We start from the raw sequence: 20,782 nt of genomic DNA, 5'->3' as shown, positions 1-20,782 counted from the left end.
TCATTTTAAGTTATATAATAAATAGCTTATCCGTTTATTCGCATATCAACCAGAACAGCAAGGAGTTCAACCCATATTCGGGTTGAACTCCTGATTAGAAGCTCGGGGAAAAAGACCTCCCCAAACCAATGCCTACCTTAATTATTCTTCTAGTGGACCTGCTCGGAAATATGACTAAGCGCCTCTCCAGCGTTGTCTGCAAAAATATTACGAACAGCCAAATCCCCAATCGAGACAATCCCGATCAGACGGTCTCCTTCCGTTACGGGCAAACGACGGATTTGCTGCTCTGCCATCAGCTCAGCTGCTTGGTCCACCGACATGTCCGCACTAGCTGTACGAATACCTGTCGTCATAACTGTATCGACCGAACCCGAACCCGAATTTTTAGCAGCATAGCCGCGAACGACAAGATCACGGTCCGTTACTACACCGATCAACTTATCACTGCCTTCGCTTTCCACAACCGGAATAAAACCAGTATCATTGTCCTTCATTTTGACCGCAATTTCATAAATATTGTCCTGCGGGGTAACCGTTACGCATTTTTTAGTCATAACTTCCTGAACTTTTTTCATGGGTACTCCCTCCTTTTCAAGAGTAGGGTACCCCATTTCATTCAGCTCATACTCCAGATTGAACCGTTCCCAATTCAACTCATTTTAGCCCTTAATTGCCCCTGCCTTTCGTTCCGCAGCGTATCCCGTAGACATCGCAATAAACAAACGAACCGCGTTAATCATAGCATCCTCATCAAAATCAAATTTCGGATGATGGTGTGGATAAACCGCTCCTTTAACTGGGTTACCCGCTCCTACGAACATGAAGCAACCTGGCACACGTTCCAAATAATACGCAAAATCTTCAGCAGGCATCAGCTTCGACGCTTCCTGTACATTCTCCTCGCCAAAAACAGATTTTGCTTCATTAAAGAAACGATGTGCTTCATGTGCGTCATTGACAACTGGTGGGTATCCCATAATATAGCGAACCTGTGCTGTTGTACCGTATGTTGCGGCTGTAAGCTCTGTCACCTCATGCAGTCGCTCCTTCATTACCGTTCGTGTCTCCTCATCAAACGTACGAATCGTCCCACTCAAGCGACACGTTTCTGCGATCACATTTTGCGCAGAGCCCCCTTGGATGGTTCCCACCGTCAGCACAGCAGGTCGCAAAGGGTCGACTGAACGGCTTACGATACTTTGCAGTTGGATAACAAGAGCTGAACCCGCCACGACACTATCATTAGTGGACTGAGGCATGCCACCATGCCCACCCTTACCTGTGATTTCAATATAAAAATCGTCTGCCGCCGCCATCAGCGGCCCTGCGCAACTCGCGGCCGTCCCGACCGGAAAAGGTGTCCATAAATGGATGCCATAAATGACATCCACACCTTCCAATACACCATCCTTTATCACACTGACCGCTCCGCCAGGCAGCAATTCCTCCGCAGGTTGGAACAACAACCGAATTTCTCCTTGCAGCTCGTCCCGGTTCAGACTAAAATAGTAAGCCGTTCCAAGCAACGCGGATGTATGTCCGTCATGGCCGCAAGCATGCATGGCTCCGTCCACGCTGGAGCGATATTCACATTCCTTTTCATCCTGAATAGGAAGAGCATCCATATCGGCACGCAGTAAGACGACAGGCCCAGGTTTAGCACCACGAATGGTACCTACAACACCGTGTCCCCCTACCTGACGGCGAATCTCGATTCCCCAACTCTCCAACTTATCCGCTACAAAAGCTGCGGTTTTGCTTTCTTGAAAGGAAATTTCGGGATTCTTATGTAAATGTCTACGCCATTCCACCATGTTTTCTTGCAAACGATCAAACCAGGTCTCGTCTATCACATGTTGTGTCATTCTGCTCCACCTCTCCTTTTAAAGCATCGGGCAAGTTCCCGATTAATCATGCAGCGTCACCACGTATGCACCGCTGCTCTCAAGTCTTCATTTTTATCCTATTGTAGCAGATATGGAATTGTTGCGATATCTGTTGCTCCAGGGAGCTTGCAGAAGCCCATCAAACATAATATGATAAAATGGATAAACGATAAAATGATAACCGTCTGCGAGGAATATACCTTGTGGCGAATACCGGGGGAAGCTGATATGAGAAATACGAAGCCGGAGACTCGAAGAAGAGGCACACCGGATTTCCAATTGCTGATCCTCACTTTGTTACTGGTTGGATTCGGTGTAATTATGGTATTTAGCTCCAGCTCCAGCGTAGCTCTGCTGAATAAAGAATACAATTTTGACTCTTTATATTTTGTGAAGCGCCAATCTGCATTTGCTGTACTTGGACTTTTTATTATGTTGGTAGCTATGAATATTAAGATGGAAAAATATAAAAAGCTTTTTGTACCTTTATTTTTCATAACTATATTACTGCTAATCATCGTTCTTTTTACAGGCTCACTTAACGGCGCAAAAAGCTGGCTCAGGTTTGGTAGTGTTGGCTTCCAGCCAACGGAGCTTGCGAAAATTTCCATCATCCTTTACTTATCCGCACTGATCGTCAAAAAAGGAGATCGCTTTAGAGATCTGCGGACTGGCTACATACCTGTAACAGTCATTGTAGGCTGTGTTGCAGGACTCATCATGCTTCAACCTGATTTAGGCTCCTGCTTCATTTTGGTTGCCACCAGTGGTCTGATTATTTATGCCGGGGGAGCCAGTGTCAAGCATATTACAGCATCCATTGTTCTGCTCGTGCTAGGCGCTTCCATCGTATTTGGTATTGGGTCGTTGTTTGGAGGAGATTCTGGAACCACAGATGGACAAGCTGCTGCCCAGCAAGATTATAAAATCGGGCGCTTTCAAGCCTTTCTTAATCCCGAGAAATATAGACAAGGAACGGGATACAATCTGGTACAGTCCTTGCAAGCAATAGGTGAAGGCGGCTTAAACGGGTCAGGCTTTGGTAAAGGTATTATCAAGCTTCACTATCTTCCTAATTCATTTAATGATTTTATCTTTTCCGTAATCGGTGAAGAATTCGGATTTATCGGAACAGCCATATTCCTGATGCTATATTTGTATTTCATTTGGCGAGGCATGATCATTGCTCTTCGTTGCCATGATCCGTTCGGAACGTTGGTGGGCACCGGCATCATGGGTTTGATCGCCATTCAGGCCTTCATTAACATCGGCGGTGTAACCCAAACGATTCCAATCACTGGCGTAACGCTTCCATTTATCAGCTTTGGTGGCTCCTCCCTACTTGTCATGATGTTTTCCATGGGCATTATGCTCAGTATTTCTCGTGAGAACACCAAACAAGCGGTGCAGGAACGCACCACAGGGGTAGCTGTCCGTAATGAAGTACCCAATCGCTTTCAAACTCGTAGAACCAACCGTTTTCGCTAAAAAAAGAACTTCCAAGGACCACTTACAACGGTGGCTTTGGAAGTTCTTTTGGTTATGTATAAAAATACGGAAACCCTCTGCAAAAATGGCTATGCTGTTGATTCATAAAACGAAAACTGGCGATTCTATAACCACCAGTTTTCGTGTTTTTATTCGGGTTATCCTACGGAATTCCCGGCATGTATACAATTGGTTAAAAATGTAGCATTATCGGTCCTTGATTCTATTACACTGCGTCGTCCTTGAACGCGACACCTTCCACTTTTACGTTCACTTCCACGACCCGCAAACCTGTCATACTTTCGACGGCTTCTCGTACATTTTGCTGAAGAATTCGGGACACCTCATGAATAGGTGTTTCGTAGAGTACGATAATACGTAGATCAATGGCAGCTTCCAGCTGTCCAACCTCCACTGATACGCCTTTTTGCACATTTTTACCGCTCAGCCTTTTGGCCCAGCCTTCCGATAAACCACCTGACATTGCAGCAATGCCCGGTGTCTCTAATGCGGCCATCCCGGCAATTTTACCTACGACATCGTTGGAAATCTTGATGTTTCCTGCTTCCAGTTGTTGAATTTGCTCTGCCATGACCTATGTCCCCCTTCATCCATCCTTTATTTGTATTGTAAAGCCTCAGCCACTCCAAATGCAAACCCTACGTATGAAAAACAACTTTCGTTTACAACCTATATCATTTTGGGTATATTAATTTAGAAAATCCATACAAGTGACAGCTTTCACCAAACTTGTACACATTTATTGATATCGAGGTGCTCTTCATTGAAAAAATGGTTATCTCCCGCTTTGCTTATAGCGACATTTGCTCTTAGCGCAGTCGCTCATTACACACATTGGAACGCTATAGCCCAATTTGTCATTTGTGCAATTTCTGTTGTATTCGTAGCCGGTTTCCTCGGCAGGGCGACCGAAAGTGTCGCGCATTATGCTGGCCAACGTTTAGGTGGATTCTTAAATGCCACCTTTGGTAACGCAGCCGAACTGATCATCGCCATCTTTCTTGTTAAAGAAGGTCTTTACGATATGGTAAAGGCCAGTCTTACCGGTTCTATCATCGGTAATCTGCTGTTGGTGCTAGGAGCAAGTCTGTTCGCTGGCGGTTTAAAGTACAAAGTACAAAATTTCAATATATCGCTGGCTGGATTAAGTGGTTCTCTGATGATTGTGGCTGTTATTGCCTTGTTCGTTCCAGCTGTCTTTTTGAACACACACGTTATCACGGATAGCGAATCAGATACGCTCAGCCTCATTGTCGCAGGCACGCTCATTGTCGCGTATATTGCGTGGCTTATTTTTTCTATGATTACGCATAAGGACTATTTATCTGATGTGACCGAACAAAAAGATGAAGAATTACCACATGAGCATGCCCCTGTATGGTCCAGAAACAAATCCATTGCCTATTTGATACTTGCTACCGTCATGGTCGCTTTTGTCAGCGAATGGCTGGTAGGTACGCTGGAGGTGTTTACGACCCAATTTGGGCTCAGCGAATTGTTCGTAGGTGCCTTCCTCGTCGCTATTATTGGTAATGCAGCCGAACACAGCGCTGCTATTTTACTGGCGATGAAGAATAAAATCGGTGCATCGGTTGAAATAGCTGTCGGCAGCAGTTTGCAAATTGCGCTATTTGTTGCCCCTGTGCTGATATTTGTCAGTTACTTTATGGGAAACACGATGAATATTGTTTTCACTACTATTGAGCTGGTCGCCATTGCTGTCGCTGTATTTATCGCCAAATCCATCACCCAAGACGGCTCAACCAACTGGTATGAGGGGCTCATGCTATTGGTAGTGTATGTATTGTTAGGTGTATCCTTCTTTCTTGTGTAGCTTTTTAAGGTTTTAAAATGTTCATTAGGATGGTGGAAGGGGATGCGCTTTTACCATCCTAAAAGAACATTTTTTTAAAAAAAGGCATCAAAAAAAGCATGCTCTCAAGCTCCGCATGCTCTCATCAATTCAACCGTCTTCCTAATTGGCCTTATTATTCATGGCCTCATATAGAATAGCCAGATTGCGTTCCAGCTCACTGACCAGCTGTTTACCTACCATTTCCGGAAGAAGTCCAGCGCGAACCGCAAAATCCACTTCCTTGGAAAATCCGTACATCTGAGTATCCAGCACTTCCTCATAGAGAGGGCAATAACGGGTTGCCAGATTCTCCATCTGTACTTCAATAAGCTTCTTTATTTTATCTGCATCTTCCTGAAGCAGATTAATAGCCTTGATATTCAATTGTTCCTGCAAATCAGATGAAGTCATGGATTCTTCCCCCCTATGTCTCAATGTCGCACAAGACGTCCTATCCTTAATATTAGACCAAATTGCAGGCTAATACAAGAACCTGACAAAAAAAGCATCCCTACAGTTACAGGTAGGGATGCTTTTGCTTCAAGAATAAAGTTAGCTGGCTACTGAAATATGAAGTCCGTGCTTCTCGAACACCTCGATGATCGCTTTCTTGGCTTCCTCCGCATCTGGTCCATGAACGTGTAGTTCATAGCTATGGCTGCTGACTAGGGTCGTAAACAAGCCCAGTATACTTTTCACATCAATATACTTATTTTCGGAATGAAGGACGATGGAAGAGGTGAACTTGCTCGCCGTCTGTGCAATTTCAACAACCGCCGCGTTATTATTGGACATAGAAATCCCTCGCTTTACTGAATTGTCATGTATCGTTACTCATCCATAATGATACATTGAAATCGCTTTCTCAGCAAGAACGGATATCGTTATTTTAAATTTTCAGGGTTTAATGGCTCCAGCTCAGGCAGTACAAAGATGCCATCTTTACGAATCAAAACATCGTCAAAATAAATTTCACCACCGCCATATTCTGGACGCTGAATCAACACCAAATCCCAGTGGATCGATGAACGATTACCGTTATCCGCTGTTTCATAAGCTTGACCCGGTGTAAAATGTAAGCTGCCGGCGATTTTCTCGTCAAACAAAATATCCTTCATTGGATGTAAGATGTGCGGATTAAACCCGATGGCAAACTCGCCAATATAACGTGCTCCCTCGTCAGAATCGAGAATATCATTCAGCCGCTTCGTATCGTTACTCGTTGCTTCCACGATCTTACCATTTTCAAAACGGAATTTAACATTTTCAAAAGTAATGCCATTATACAGGGTTTGTGCATTGTAGCTGATCGTTCCGTTAACGGAATCACGTACAGGCGCGCTGTATACTTCGCCATCCGGGATATTACATTGACCTGAACACTTGATAGCTCCAATTTGCTTAATAGAGAAATTCAAATCCGTACCCGGTCCACTAATCCGTACCTTGTCCGTCCGATTCATCAGGTCTGCCAATGCATCTTGAGCTTTGTCCATTTTTGCATAATCCAGATTACACACATCGAAATAAAAATCTTCGAACGCTTCTGTGCTGATATTCGCCAATTGAGCCATGCTGTCATTCGGATAACGCAGCACTACCCATTTGGTGTGTTTCACCCGTTGTTCGCTATGTACCGCATGCTGATAAATGGAATTATACAATTTCATTTTATCTTCCGGCACATCTGACAAATCATTTACATTTTCACCTGCACGAATTCCGATATAGCAGTGCATTTGCTTCATCCGGTTAAGGTCAATCTCAGCCCAGGTCTCCAGCATCTCCTTTGTCGCGTGACGAAGCATGGTGCTCTGTACCTTACGGTCTGTAAGTTGTACAAAAACATTTCCACCTTTTTTACCAACTTCATGAATGATGGCGTTAAGTAAGTCGCGCTCTGTACCAATCATTTCGATTAATACATTTTCTCCAGGCTGCACTTCAACAGAGTAACCTACCAGATTTTCCGCCAGCTTAAGTATTCTAGGATCTTTCATGTAGTGTCTCTCCTTCTCTATTTCATTCTTTTTGAACGATGGTTAATTCAAAATTCATTGTATCACGCCCGCCACGTTACTTGTAGTCCTCAAAAGTAACTCTGGTTATCAAAGCCTCTTGATGCAGATCTTCATTTTCTCCCTGTCGGGTAATCTGGCATTCGGATGAAAGCTTTAAGGGTAAACCTGTTTGGCGATCTATGGTCAAATGATACACCGTATGCACAATGGATTGCTCCAGCTGGTTATTCATATCCTCACAACTTTGCGCCCATATTTGGCTCAGCTTCTTTCGCAGCTCTCGATTCGTTCCTGTCTGCTGCGTTTTTAATATCACGATTTGAGGGTTTAACGTATTCATTTCTTTTATTAAACGATCTTTCAACCAGCGCTTTGCCGAAGCAGATTCCGGTTCAATCCTCAACACCCAAGTTCCCCGGGCAGCTCCCGTTTCCATACGAATGCTCTTATTCAGTGTATTTAATTCCTCAAGCTCCTGAATCGGATTGAAGCGATTTAACATACCATTTCCAACCACAGGAGGATAACCGGATGTCAGCGAAACCCATTTCCCACTCTGACGAATAAAACGTTCCTGTGTAACATCATGCTCGGACTTACCTTGTTTCAGAGCTGTGTAGCCACCTTGCTTACGGAAAGCCTCTGCAGAACCCCAGTGCATGGTCAATTCATCGTGATTTCTTAGCCTACCGCGATATTCAAACTGCTTATTCGTTGGCAGACCACTGTCTGCTCTAATTGCAGTCCGTCCAGTAAACGTTACCATCTCTTTGCCAGCCATTCCTGCAACTGCTCTCTTAAAAATCTGCTCAGGCGTATATTGTCGATCCAGTGCACAACCACTTAACACACCTATTACAAGCAACACACCACAAACCTGCATCATCCATTGCTTTTTCCAATGCATCCCATCATCCGTCCTATCCTGAACATAACTGTACTCATGAGCAATAATCCTGCTTCAAGCCAGTTATGCTACCTGGTTCACTTCATCGTGTTATCCCTATAGTTCAATCATACACACGATATAGCTACGTTTAGGATTACCTGTCCGCAATGGGTTATACAAGACAAAAAGAGAACATTCCCTAGGAATATTCTCTACACATTGGCTACATGATCAACAACTATTCGATTGCGTCCTTCATTTTTTGCTTCGTACAAGGCCATATCAGCCCTATAAAATAAAGATTCAATACTGATCTGCTCGTCCAGCCAGTTCCATTCAGCAATCCCGCAAGAAACAGTCACCTGAGGCTCAGTTTCATGCTGTACGCGGTAACGTATTTTTTCTGCATATCCGAGCGCTTGCTGTACCCCCAGCTGCGGTAAATAAATGGCAAGCTCCTCGCCGCCCCATCTCGCACATACATCCTCATCGCGAGTCGCCGAACGAACGATATTGCTGACGCTTTTCAAAATTTCGTCACCCGTCTGATGCCCATGCGTATCATTCACCTGTTTGAATTGATCAATATCTACCAAAATAAGAGATCCACAGAAATCCTTTTCCTGATGTTGCTGAATGATTTGGTCCACATAATGACGTACATACAGACCTGTTAACATATCCATATTAGCCAACCGCCGCACCTCAGCGTGCAGCATAGCATTGGTTACCGCCAACCCGATATGAGGGGCTAGCATTTGCAACATTTTGTAATTATCGTAAGAGAAAAAGTGCGGAAGCTTGCTGGACAATAGTATAACCCCTTTAGGAGTACCGCTGGTCTTCATAGGTACAGCCATCAAAGACTGGGAGTGCGTCGCATCCATAAAATGAGAGGATATCTTCCCATCCTTTCTATAGTCCGACACAATCACTGGTTCCCCTGTTAAGCGTATTAGTCCAGCAAATCCATCTTCAAGAGGGTAACTTTCCAGTCTTAAGCTTTCCACATTACTCGACATGACCTTAAAACAGTTTCCATCCTGGTCAAGCTGTACAATACAACAAAAGTCCGCCATGAACATTTTTAATAACTCCTGCACGGCAAATTCAAATATTTCATTTAACTTCAGGCTCTGATTCAAGCGCTGAACCAGTTCATTAATGAGACGCAATTCATGGATAAGTACATTCGATTGCTCAAGCAGCTTTGCATTTTCAAATGCGGTGCCAGCCGTATCCGCCATCATGGCAATCAGCTCTACATCCACTTTTTTCATACTATCCGCGCCCGATGGAAGAATCATATGGAAAACACCGTATACGCCCTGCTTACCACGTAATGGGATGCCGATTTCAGTTATTTCATCTTGTGTACCGACAGGCTCATTCACAGCCATTTGCCCTTTCATAAATGCACGGACGCATACATCTTCGTCCCGTTCATGCAGCAGTAAAGGTTTGACCTGCGGATTGCGACTATGTCGATCCTGACTCATATACAAGGTGATATCTACATGGGGAAACAAATAGGCGATGCTCCCGAATACCTCATCCAGCACGCCTTCTACGTCAATTTTGTCATGCATCCGTTTTACAATCTGAAATAAAATAGAACGGCGTCTACCTTCACGATCGCTTCGATTCCGCATCCCAAGGACATCTTCCATAAATATGTACTCAAACTTCGTGTAAAAGCAGGATTTAAAATGTAAAGCAGCTGATAACAATGTGTCCAGATTTGGGACAGAATGTTGAGCAGGCCGTGTAAAACGAAGAGCGGCAAAGGGCTCGCTCTTGTAATTACGGCATAGTATGGGAACCATATACACAAACGAAAGGCTTCCATCACGAAGTTTGCGCTGGCTCACTTCCATCTCTCTAGATATGCAACAACGTTCGACCAAATCCAAATCCTCGTCATCATCTTCTTTTTTACCAGCAACACGAACACCTATAAAATTAAAAACAGCAGTATATTCTTCGTTAATCCAGGATATACCATTGCCCTGTTGTAACCAACTCCGATATCCTTGAACAAGCAGCTGGTTAATATAGGGGAAATCATAGGGTGTCATATCCATGTTCTGGAGCCAGGCAAAAGAAGTATATCCTTTATCATCAAACAGCGGAGCACCGCTAGCCTGGACCGTTTTACTGTCAAGCATTTGCTGATCCGTTGTTGAAAATTCCGACATATTAAGGCGCTCCTTCACAGCAAAATTAGCTGTACCAAGACAGCGGCTATACACCACTATAGCTCATAATATGATCTATTTTACTCCCAACTCTAGAAATTTGCATCCATTTTCCAGAAATTCGTCCCACTTTTTTAGTTCTAAAGCCCTATCGACAAAATTTGACGTTTTCATTCTTTTTCTCTTCTTGACATTGTCCTACTCTTACATGTAGTATATATTATTGAAAAAGACTGTACGGCAGAACTATCTACTGTGCGGATCTTAAATTTTGGGCGTAACAGTTTGTGTCACCCTCATCTTTTTTGTTGCTGACAGGACAGCGGCTGAACTTTTCTGTCAGTAGTGCGTCTCACCTTAATAGGTAGCGCCGAACAAATTGGAGCGCAAAGAGAGCCCCAACTCAAATTTTAATTATGAAGGAGTTAACTCTATAATGGCACGTTACACTGGTCCTAAATTTAAATTGAGCCGTCGTCTCGGTATTTCCCTGAGCGGCACAGGTAAAGAATTGAAACGCCCTTTCCCTCCGGGACAACATGGTGCAAACCAACGGAGAAAAATCAGCAACTACGGTATGCAGCTTCAAGAGAAACAAAAGTTGCGTCACATGTACGGCTTGGGTGAAAAACAATTCCGTACCCTGTTCAACAAAGCTCAACACATGCACGGTATCGCTGGTGAAAACTTTATGTTCTTGCTGGAAAGCCGCCTGGACAACCTTGTATTCCGTCTTGGCTTTGCTAATTCCCGTGCAGGCGCACGTCAATTGGTAGCTCACGGTCACGTTACTGTGAACGGTAAAAAAGTTGACATCGCTTCTTACCAAGTAAGCCCTGGCGACGTGATCGGTCTTCGTGAAAGAAGTCGTTCCCTGTCTTCCATCAAAGAAGCTTTGGAAAACCGCAACCACTTGGTAGCTTACTTGGAGTACAATGACGCAGCTCTGGAAGGTAAATTCATTCGTTTGCCTGAGCGTGGCGAATTGTCCCAAGATATCGATGAAAAACAAATCGTCGAATTCTACAACCGCTAATCCCTGCATTAGCACCAAAAAGCACCCGAATTTATTCGGGTGCTTTTTTTATATTCCTTATGATCGAGCCTGAGAGTTTTATTCAATGGGGATGTATACTTTCATGCTCAAATGATCTGGATAGGAGGAATTCATCACGTCCGTAATTTCAAAATCTGGTCCCTCCCTCCGTTCAAAATTAGAATTAGGAAGCCATGTGCCATAGATAAAGTCTCGTATATTCTGAACCCGTCCATCTGAACCCGAAGCGTCAAACTCAGCATACTTCCCTGCTGGAATCTCCATATATATGAAACCCTCTGCCAGTTCATTTGACTCTTTTTCAACTGCCTCGCCCACCACAAATGAAAATGCACCATTGTCTTCAAATCGACAGGCAACCCCATATGACATTCCCGGTGCGATCTTGTTCGGGATACACATAAAATATTCATTGGCTCCAAAGTGCCCATAAAATCCTGGAATTTCTTTATAGTGCTGCTCATTATTCAGATTTGTTTTATATTCATACCCTATAATTTTGGTCGTTTCGAGCTGCAATATCACTGGCTTGTTCACATCCAAATCCCCCTTCGTATTTTTTTGATAATCCAGAAAATTAATTTTGCTTTGTCCAGGAAGCTCAATATCACTGTTACGATATTTCCCAGGGGTGATCCCAAAATTCTTTTCAAAAGCGCGGGTAAAGGCTTCTTGCGAGTTGTACTGAAACTCAATAGCAATGTCCAACACTTTTTGATTGGATTGTTTTAGCTGTTCAGCCGCCTCGGACAATCTTCTCCTTCTTATATACTGTTGAACCGTAAAACCCGAAATGGCCTGAAAAACCCGCTGGAAATGAAAAGCTGAAAAGCATGCCTGTGAAGCAATATCGGCAATTTTTAGATCCTCCCGGAGATTCAATTCAATAAACTCAATCGCACACTGAATTCGTTTAAAATAGTCCATATAATCCTTCCCCACACTCGTAATTGTTCTGATTATCGATCCTACACCCAAATTGTGCAACCCACGTTTTCATTATGTATAACTCTTCACCTACATGTTTGATTATTTGTGCTAAGTTTACCATGACTTTTCACTTGGCAGAAATAAAAAAGCAACGCTGAGATCGAGACAATCTCAGCGCTGCTTTTGAATATATTTTCATTATCCAAGCTTGATTTTAGCAAATTTCCGTTTACCTACCTGCACAATGTCGCCTTCCTTCGGCGTGTATGCTTCGTTCACATCGGTCCATTTCTCTTCGTTAATTTTGACCGAACCCTGCTGAATACTGCGCTTGGCTTCACCGTTAGATGCTGCAAAGCCCAGATGAGTCAGCAACTGGATCACACGAATGCCACCTTCTTCTAACTGATCAGCCGTCAAGGTGAACTCTTCAATATCGTCAGGCAGCGCGCGCTGCTGGAATACGGTCACAAAATGCTGCTTCGCTGCTTCCTCTGCTTCTTCACCATGGTACATGCGCACTAACGTTCCAGCCAGCTTCATTTTGGCATCACGTGGATGCACTGAGCCGTCCTTAACACCTTTCGCCAGCTCTGCCAACTCCTCGTTGTTGATATCCGTTGCAAGCTCAAAATATTTCAGCATCAGCTCATCAGGAACGGACATGGATTTTCCGTATATTTCGTTCGGCTCCTCATCAACACCAATGTAGTTCCCCAAGCTTTTACTCATCTTCTGAACTCCATCCAGCCCTTCAAGCAATGGTAAAGTAATAGTAGCCTGTGGCTCAACTCCGTATTCTTTTTGCAGGGTTCTACCCATCAGAAGATTAAACTTCTGATCCGTTCCCCCTAATTCAATATCGCTTTGGAGAGCCACGGAATCCATGCCCTGCATCAGCGGGTAAAAGAACTCATGGATGCTGATCGGCAATCCGTTTTGGTACCTTTTTGTAAAATCATCCCGTTCCAACATACGGGCAACCGTTACTTTGGCCGACAGGGTTACTACATCAGCAAAAGACATTGGCCCTAACCATTCGGAATTGTAAAATACCTTTGTTTTTTCAGGATCGAGAATTTTAAAAATTTGTTCCTTGTATGTTTGGGCATTGCGCTGTACATCTTCCTCAGTCAGTTGCTTACGAGTCTCCGATTTACCTGTCGGATCACCAATTCTGCCTGTAAAATCTCCGATAATCAGTTGTACTTGATGGCCTAATTCCTGGAACTGGCGCAGTTTGTGCATAACAACCGTATGTCCGATGTGAATGTCGGGAGCAGATGGATCAAGGCCCAGCTTAATTTTGAGCGGCTCGCCGCTAACGACCGATTTGATCACCTTACGCTTCAGCTCATCCTCCGGTACAATTTCCGCTACACCCCGCTGTATCACCTCTAGCTGTCGTTCTACCTCTACCTGTTGCTCCGGCTTCAATTCTTCCCACTTCATCCTGTATACCCCCTATTTTTCATCCAAAATATTACATATTAGACAAACCAAAAAGCCCCTTTCATCCCAAGGGACGAGAAGGAGCTACTCGCGTTACCACCCTAATTAAAGAAACGCATGTCAAAGACAGACATTTCTTTCACTTCATTCCTATAACGGGCCTACACCCGGTACTGGATTACTATGGTGCTTCGCAAACCTGCAAAAGCTTTCCATTCATCCAGACAGCTCCAGACGGTAATTCAAAGGAGGGACGCTACCGATTCACACCACCCATCGGCTCTCTGTACAACGTGAATCCGCCTTCTACTGAAGTCTTTCTCTGCTTTTCACGATATTTACTTTGACCTATTTATAACACACTGCTTTTATGTAGTCAACGACACCAAAAGACAGGCTTTTTAGCATATGGGTTCATTTTGTAATTTTATGCTATAATAATGGCTGTTATAAAGGAGGAAGACTTAATGGTTGAAGAAAAAAACAATGTATCAGAGCCAAAGCCTTCCCGCTTGCGGACAACCATGCGAAGGCTCGGCCGTGTCATAAAGTGGGTCGTCATCATCGGTTTTATGGGGGCACTATTTGCAGGAGGGGCGGCCGCCGGCTATGTTGCTTCTATTGTAAAAAGCGAACCCGTGCGTTCCAGATCCATGATCCTACAGGAAGTAGATAAGAATGCAATTACAGGCTTCGCTTATTTCAATGATGGCTCTCCCATCGGACAACTCCGGACAGAAGAAGATCGAAGACCTGTCACGTTTAAGGAGATTCCACAACTCGTCATTGACGCAGTCATTGCCATTGAAGATAATCATTTTTACGAGCATAAAGGTGTCGATCTATCGGGAACACTGCGTGCTGTGAAGCAAAAGGCGCTGCATGAATCCGTACAAACCGGGGGTAGTACCCTCACCCAGCAGCTTGCGCGTCGTGTCTTTCTAAATCTCGATCGCACGGATGATCGCAAGGTCAAAGAAATTTTGCTGTCTCTGCGCCTTGAGCGCTTCCTAAGCAAGCAACAAATTATTACGGCCTATCTTAATAAAGTACCTTTTGGTAACGGTTCAAGCGGTTACAACGTCTTTGGCATTAAAGCAGCGGCCAAAGGTATCTTTAATGAGAATGATCTGAACGAGCTTAATATAGCCCAGGCTGCCTATCTGGCAGGTTTGCCACAGCTTCCTTCTTCCTATTCTGCTTACAACGGTAAGGGTGAGTTTAATGAAGCTGGCTTTAAAAGAGCCATCAACCGCCAGCACCTGGTGCTCAGTCGAATGCTGGAGGAGAACAAAATCAATAAAGCACAGTATGATGAAGCGATGGCTTTTGATATCAAAAAATCTCTCGCACCACGTACTGTTAAGGCTTATAACACCTATCCATATCTTATGATAGAAACAGAACGACAAGCTGCGCAGGCACTCATGTCTGTCACCAATCCGGGTCAAGCAGCTAATGCCAGTGCAGATGCCAAAACCAAGGACGATAATGATTTGCTCAAAGAAGCTGAACAGCAGCTTCGCACAGGCGGTTATATGGTGTACACCACCATTGATAAGAGCGTATACAAATCTATGCGTCAAATTGCAGAAAATAAGAATAACTTCTCTGCCACTAGTAAAACCAAGGGTGACGAACAAGCAGCGGCTATTCTGATTCAGCATAAAACAGGCGCCATTCTTGGAATGATGGAAGGTCGGGACTTCCAAAAGGAGCAGATGAATTATGCCACCCAGATGGTTCGTCAGCCGGGTTCGGCAATGAAACCGATTGCTGCCTATCTCCCTGCATTGGACAGCGGTCTTGTGCAGCCTGGTAGTATCGTGGATGATGCCCCTATTATTTTGAAAGATGGCAGTAATGGGTATCACATTCCGAAAAATTCTAACAACCGCTATCAAGGATTGGTCACGGCGCGTTATGCACTGAATCAATCGCTCAATACGATAGCACTCAAGCTGTTTAACGAAAAAGTAGGGATCAGCAAAGCCTGGGCTTTTGCCAAGAAGCTGGGCATCACCACCTTGGAATCCAGTGATAACAACGCCCAAACGGGTGTACTTGGCGGCTTGGCCCATGGGGTGACCGTCGAGGAGCTTACGAATGCATATGGAGCCATTCCAAATGGCGGTGTGTTTAATGACGCCTATATGATCGAAAAGATTGTGGATTCGCAAGGCAATATTATATACAAGCATCAGCCTAATCCTGTGCAGGCCTTCTCACCGCAAACCGCCTACCTGATGACAGATATGTTGCGTACAGCCGTGTCGGAGGGCACAGGCAGACTGGTGAAGCGGAACTTTGACCAATCCGGTAAGATTCCGATTGCCGGCAAGACAGGCACTACGCAATCCTACACTGATGTTTGGTTCGAGGGCTTTACGCCTGACGTCACACTGGGTGTATGGGTTGGTTACAAGCAACCTGTCAATAAGCTTGAAACGAAAGTCCAAAAAGAGCGGGCTCGCCGCTTATGGGCTCTAATCATGAATGAAGTAACAGCTAAAGATGCTCAGCTGTTCCAAACGGACAGCTTCAAGAGACCTGACGGCATTGTAAGCCGTACAGCATCCGCATATGGTTCGGACATTTATAACAGTAAGTATCCACCTAAAAACAGTGAAAATGGTGTGAGTCGTGCGAAATATATTACCTACCAAGGTGTGAATTATATTCCACGCGATGGTACACCGGATGATATGTTATATGAACGGACCGTTAGGAAACGGGAAAAGTCAATCTCAGAATTGATTAAAGAGCTTCAGCAAGCCTTTAAGGTGATGAGACGACATAATTCGTTGTCCTACTATCTGCCTCAGGATGCAGATAAGGAAGCTCCTACTCAGATTGATCCACGCAAGGACGATGGAGCAGCTCCTAACGCTCCATCTAGCGTCAACGTAAGCTATAGTGATGGTAAAGCCATAATCAGCTTTAGCCCAAGCGGAAACAGCGACGTCGTAGGATACCGTCTGTATCGTTCTACAGATGGGGGGAGCTTCCAACGGCTTGGCAAGGTCGTTATGGCTGACAGCTCCAAGGTGTTCTCTGACAGCCCTGGGGGCAGCAGCTCTAGCTACTACGTGACCGCCGTTGATGTGGGCGGCCATGAGTCCGGTCCAAGCACGAAAGCAAGCGCAACACCTGTAGTGCCACCTGCAGATTCTGAGTCTCCAGACGTTCCGGGCGAGGGAGATGGAACAGGTGAGCAGCCTACAGAGGTCCCTACTGCCCCTGGACAGCCTCAAGCTAAAGCCGCAGGCTCATCCGTAGCGCTCCAATGGAGCGCAGGTAAGTCGGCGGACGCTATTACAGGCTATAACGTGTATTACAGCGAAAGCGGTGCGGAGCCTTTTACAAATATAGGCTCTACCGCATCTACCAGCTTTGAATATAAGTCGAAGAAAAAGCCAAAAGGCTGGTTTCGTGTCACTTCCATGAATGCCATGGGGGAATCGGCTCCTTCCGGAGCCGTCCGTCCATAACTGAAGACAAGAGTAGAAAGTGATAGGAGTCCCCTTAGCCATTAGGGCTTTGGAGACTCCTTTTTTTAATTCTAATATACACAGTACTTCAATCCTCTATGGTAGATAAGTCACCTGTAGGAAGGTTAAGCTCCCAGGCTTTCAACACGCGTCTCATAATTTTACCAGAGCGGGTTTTGGGTAACTTTTCCTTAAATTCAATTTCGCGTGGAGCAGCATGGGCAGACAGCCCTTCCTTAACGAAGCGATAGATGTCCTGCTGTAAAGCTTCAGACGGTGCATAGCCTTCACGCAGTGCAACAAAAGCTTTGATAATCTCTCCCCGCACGGTATCTGGTTTTCCAATGACTCCGGCTTCCGCTACAGCAGGATGCTCCAGAAGCTTGCTTTCCACCTCAAAAGGGCCGATTCGCTCTCCAGAGGAGTTAATGACATCATCAATCCTACCCTGAAACCAGAAATATCCGTCCTCATCCATGTAAGCCGAATCACCCGATACATACCAACCGGGAAAGCGGAAATATTCCTGAAACTTGTTCGGATTGTTCCATATACGATTCATCATGGATGGCCATGGTGTACGGATCGCCAAGTGACCCATCCGGTTAGGAGGCAACACCTGCCCTCTGTCGTCCAAAATAGCAGCTTGAATACCTGGGAGTGGCTTTCCCATCGAACCCGGCTTAATCGGCAGCTCAGGGTAATTACAGATCAACTGTGCGCCTGTTTCCGTCATCCACCAAGTATCATGAATGCGCTGTGTATATACTTGCCATCCCCATCGCACCACTTCGGGATTCAGCGGTTCCCCAACGGATAATACATGCCGCAGACTGCTGAGATCATATTTGGAAACAACCTGCTCCCCTGCGCTCATCAGCATCCGAAACGCTGTAGGAGCACTATACCATATGGTCACTTCGTGACGCTCAATCGTACGGTACCAGTCTTCCGGGCTGAAACGCCCCCCACGAATGACATTCGTCGCTCCATTTAGCCATGGAGCAAAAATACCGTATGACGTTCCCGTGACCCAGCCAGGATCAGCAGTACACCAATACACATCATCTTCCCGCAAATCCAGCACCATTTTGCCAGTATAGTAATGCTGAATCATTGCATTTTGCACATGATACACGCCTTTGGGCTTGCCTGTTGAGCCTGATGTATAGTGAATAATTAATCCATCTTCACGATCCAACCATTCAGGCTCAAGTTCCTCTGAGGACGTAAGCATTTCTGTCTCAAAATCGATAATTCCCTGCTCGCGTTCATCCATATCACCAACCACAAAAATATGCCGTAGCTCAGGAAGCTCCTCACGTTTTACCCGTGACAGAAGCGCAGGTGTGGTCACTAATGCAACTGCCCCACTATCCTCCAATCGATCCTTAACCGCAGTTTCCATAAACGCCTCAAACAATGGACCGACAACAGCCCCTACCTTTAGAACACCAAGTAAACTAATAACCAGCTCAGGTGAACGTGGCATGAAAATAAACACCCGCTCCCCTTTACCAATACCGTATTTGCGCAGCACATTTCCGAACCTGTTAGAGCTAGCACGAAGCTGAGAGAAGGTGTAGGTTTCATGACGGTTTGCGTCACAATACAATAGTGCCGCTTTCTCACCCCGTCCTTCCTGTACATGTCGATCAATGGCTTCATGTGCCATATTTACCTTGCCTGTTTCATACCACGTAAAATGACGCTCTGCATCCTCCCACTGAAAGTTGTTGTAAGCTTGTTCATACGGGCCCATGTTGGATGTGGGAACTACAGTCTGGAGTTCTTCAATCTTCATGCGTTCAGCCTCCTCACAATGGATTAATGAGAAACACGCAGGACAAGATAACGCTTACAAAAATCAATAAAGCAGATAGATTCCTTTGATTTACTGGTTGATTTAAATTGTGAACATTTTATGTCTAAAACAGTATATCATAGGTCACGATGTGACGACCATCCTTTTCATTTAATTGTTTTTTTGCTATAAGTATGGGATATGAGGAACGAGCTCATGGCGAACAAGGAGGGCGTACGTATGCAGCATTTAAAACTGTACCACTCGGATACGCTGGATCATAACGGACAAACAATCTATGTAGAAGGCCCCGTATCTGCGGATCAACTGCGTTCATTTCAAATGCACAAGCAATTAGATGCCTTTCGCAAACCAAGGGAGCAATTCGACGCGTTGGTGGATATTTCGGAACTGCCAGAAGGCAGAATTATCATTGCCCACAACGGGGAAACCCTTTTGGGATATGTTACTTTTCATTACCCAGATGAGATGGAGCGCTGGTCGGAAGCTGGCATGAAGGATTTACTGGAACTCGGAGCTGTTGAGGTAGCCAATGACTATCGTGGTCTGGGCCTGGGTAGCCGAATGATTCGGATTGCCTTTGAGGATGGACAGCTTGAATCCTATATTATTTTTACGACCGAATACTATTGGCATTGGGATTTAAAAGGCAGCGGTCTCTCCGTATGGGAATACCGCCGCATGATGGAGCGTCTAATGAAAACTGTAGATATGGTCTGGTACGCCACGGATGATCCTGAAATATGCTCACATCCTGCTAACTGTCTGATGGTACGAATGGGAAAGGATGTGCCCCTCGCATCACAAGAGCAGTTTGACCATATCCGATTTGTCCGAAGATTCATGTATTAAAAAAATTATACCATTAGCCCAAATGCTTGAGCATGAACTCCACAATACGATGCGAACGATGTGAAGCTTCTACCGTAAATTCAGCATAATTAACGTGGGCCGATCCATCAGCCTTATCTGACATAGATCGTAGTACAACATAAGGCACAGCGTTCATATGAGCTGTCTGAGCCACAGCCGCACCCTCCATTTCGGTACAAGCGCCGTCCATTTCCTGATGCAATGCAGTCACTAACTCACGATGTGCAACAAATTGATCGCCAGAAAGTACCTTGCCGACAATATACCGATCGCCAAACGATTTGCAGGCTTGCTCAGCTAGACTTACAAGCTCGGGATCAGCCACAAACTCTGAGGTGTCCTGATAAGGAATGACCCCTCTGGCATAACCCAAAGGCGTTACATCCATATCATGCTGCATACATGTTGATGAGATGACAATATCTCCAATGTTTAAATCAGGATGAACCGCCCCTGCCACTCCCGTGAATATAATCTGTTCTACACCAAAATGATCAATCAGGATTTGTGTTGTTACCGCCGCATTAACCTTGCCTACACCGGATTTACAGACGACGACTCTTTGCCCGTGAATGATTCCTGTAGTGTAAGTGATTCCAGCCTTGACCGTCTTACTCGCTTCCGTCATCGCTGCCAGCAGCAATTCAATCTCTTCATCCATAGCACCCATTAATCCATAAAGTCGGCTCATTACGCATCCCTCTATTCTTAGTTTGATGATGATGTCCAGAAGAAGCTTTATATCCACGAAAAAAGCTCCATCAAAGGAGCTTTCATCGAAGGTATATCCTAT

17 protein-coding genes and 1 other annotated feature are annotated in these 20,782 nt (G+C 44.9%); of the genes, 5 read left to right on the top strand and 12 right to left on the bottom strand.

What is annotated here, in order from left to right:
- Window positions 1–149 precede the first annotated feature (149 nt).
- Window positions 150–578: a CBS domain-containing protein gene (locus tag JOD82_RS14955; RefSeq protein WP_023989320.1), complete on the bottom strand. Its 429-nt coding sequence runs from the start codon at window positions 576–578 to the stop codon at window positions 150–152.
- 84 nt (window positions 579–662) lie between these two features.
- Window positions 663–1,868, bottom strand: coding sequence for a M20 metallopeptidase family protein (locus JOD82_RS14950; protein WP_209949565.1), 1,206 nt, complete (start codon window positions 1,866–1,868; stop codon window positions 663–665).
- A gap of 249 nt (window positions 1,869–2,117) precedes the next feature.
- Between JOD82_RS14950 and ftsW the strand changes: the two genes are divergently transcribed.
- A complete protein-coding gene (gene ftsW, locus JOD82_RS14945) occupies window positions 2,118–3,377 on the top strand; it encodes a putative lipid II flippase FtsW (RefSeq protein ID WP_061829008.1) in 1,260 nt (419 codons plus the stop codon).
- A gap of 226 nt (window positions 3,378–3,603) precedes the next feature.
- Here the strand turns inward: ftsW and JOD82_RS14940 are convergent, their stop codons facing one another.
- On the bottom strand, window positions 3,604–3,969 hold the full coding sequence (locus JOD82_RS14940) for an Asp23/Gls24 family envelope stress response protein (RefSeq protein ID WP_013310912.1): 366 nt from the start codon (window positions 3,967–3,969) through the stop codon (window positions 3,604–3,606).
- A gap of 192 nt (window positions 3,970–4,161) precedes the next feature.
- Between JOD82_RS14940 and cax the strand changes: the two genes are divergently transcribed.
- Complete coding sequence (cax, locus tag JOD82_RS14935) at window positions 4,162–5,232, top strand: calcium/proton exchanger (protein ID WP_029517643.1); 1,071 nt, start codon at window positions 4,162–4,164, stop codon at window positions 5,230–5,232.
- A gap of 141 nt (window positions 5,233–5,373) precedes the next feature.
- Here cax and JOD82_RS14930 read toward each other — a convergent pair whose 3' ends face one another.
- From JOD82_RS14930 to JOD82_RS14910, 5 genes are all read right to left on the bottom strand, one after another.
- Window positions 5,374–5,664 carry an Fpa/YlaN family protein gene (locus JOD82_RS14930; protein WP_007431028.1) on the bottom strand — a complete coding sequence of 97 codons (291 nt, stop codon included), beginning with the start codon at window positions 5,662–5,664 and terminating at the stop codon, window positions 5,374–5,376.
- A 141-nt stretch (window positions 5,665–5,805) separates the two neighbouring features.
- Window positions 5,806–6,048 (bottom strand): HPr family phosphocarrier protein, encoded by a 243-nt coding sequence (locus JOD82_RS14925; protein WP_013310915.1) that lies wholly within the window; start codon window positions 6,046–6,048, stop codon window positions 5,806–5,808.
- Window positions 6,049–6,137: 89 nt separating this feature from the next.
- Window positions 6,138–7,253, bottom strand: a complete 1,116-nt coding sequence (locus tag JOD82_RS14920; protein WP_029517644.1) for an aminopeptidase — start codon at window positions 7,251–7,253, stop codon at window positions 6,138–6,140.
- A gap of 76 nt (window positions 7,254–7,329) precedes the next feature.
- Entirely contained in the window at window positions 7,330–8,181 is an 852-nt protein-coding gene (locus JOD82_RS14915; protein WP_141695450.1) for a hypothetical protein, read from the bottom strand.
- Window positions 8,182–8,375: 194 nt separating this feature from the next.
- A complete protein-coding gene (locus JOD82_RS14910; protein ID WP_029517646.1) occupies window positions 8,376–10,361 on the bottom strand; it encodes a sensor domain-containing diguanylate cyclase in 1,986 nt (661 codons plus the stop codon).
- Window positions 10,362–10,797: 436 nt separating this feature from the next.
- Between JOD82_RS14910 and rpsD the strand changes: the two genes are divergently transcribed.
- Entirely contained in the window at window positions 10,798–11,397 is a 600-nt protein-coding gene (rpsD, locus tag JOD82_RS14905; RefSeq protein ID WP_013310919.1) for a 30S ribosomal protein S4, read from the top strand.
- 78 nt (window positions 11,398–11,475) lie between these two features.
- Here rpsD and JOD82_RS14900 read toward each other — a convergent pair whose 3' ends face one another.
- Together JOD82_RS14900 and tyrS are read right to left on the bottom strand one after the other, a co-directional pair.
- Complete coding sequence (locus tag JOD82_RS14900; protein WP_029517647.1) at window positions 11,476–12,345, bottom strand: AraC family transcriptional regulator; 870 nt, start codon at window positions 12,343–12,345, stop codon at window positions 11,476–11,478.
- Between the two features lie 201 nt (window positions 12,346–12,546).
- Complete coding sequence (gene tyrS / locus JOD82_RS14895) at window positions 12,547–13,800, bottom strand: tyrosine--tRNA ligase (RefSeq protein ID WP_013310921.1); 1,254 nt, start codon at window positions 13,798–13,800, stop codon at window positions 12,547–12,549.
- 66 nt (window positions 13,801–13,866) lie between these two features.
- Window positions 13,867–14,132: a binding site (T-box leader), on the bottom strand.
- A 135-nt stretch (window positions 14,133–14,267) separates the two neighbouring features.
- On the opposite strand from tyrS, the gene JOD82_RS14890 reads away from it, so the two are divergent.
- Window positions 14,268–17,291 carry a penicillin-binding protein 1A gene (locus tag JOD82_RS14890; RefSeq protein ID WP_209949563.1) on the top strand — a complete coding sequence of 1,008 codons (3,024 nt, stop codon included), beginning with the start codon at window positions 14,268–14,270 and terminating at the stop codon, window positions 17,289–17,291.
- Window positions 17,292–17,379: 88 nt separating this feature from the next.
- Here JOD82_RS14890 and acsA read toward each other — a convergent pair whose 3' ends face one another.
- Entirely contained in the window at window positions 17,380–19,095 is a 1,716-nt protein-coding gene (gene acsA / locus JOD82_RS14885; RefSeq protein ID WP_209949561.1) for an acetate--CoA ligase, read from the bottom strand.
- Window positions 19,096–19,335: 240 nt separating this feature from the next.
- Between acsA and JOD82_RS14880 the strand changes: the two genes are divergently transcribed.
- Window positions 19,336–19,968 (top strand): GNAT family N-acetyltransferase, encoded by a 633-nt coding sequence (locus tag JOD82_RS14880; protein WP_209949559.1) that lies wholly within the window; start codon window positions 19,336–19,338, stop codon window positions 19,966–19,968.
- 13 nt (window positions 19,969–19,981) lie between these two features.
- On the opposite strand, the gene JOD82_RS14875 is transcribed toward JOD82_RS14880, so the two are convergent.
- Window positions 19,982–20,680, bottom strand: coding sequence for a 5'-methylthioadenosine/adenosylhomocysteine nucleosidase (locus tag JOD82_RS14875; RefSeq protein ID WP_029517651.1), 699 nt, complete (start codon window positions 20,678–20,680; stop codon window positions 19,982–19,984).
- Window positions 20,681–20,782 lie beyond the last annotated feature (102 nt).

The organism is Paenibacillus sp. 1182, from assembly GCF_017833915.1.
Taxonomy (GTDB): domain Bacteria; phylum Bacillota; class Bacilli; order Paenibacillales; family Paenibacillaceae; genus Paenibacillus; species Paenibacillus polymyxa_D.
This window is presented reverse-complemented; position numbering and strand designations above follow the sequence as displayed.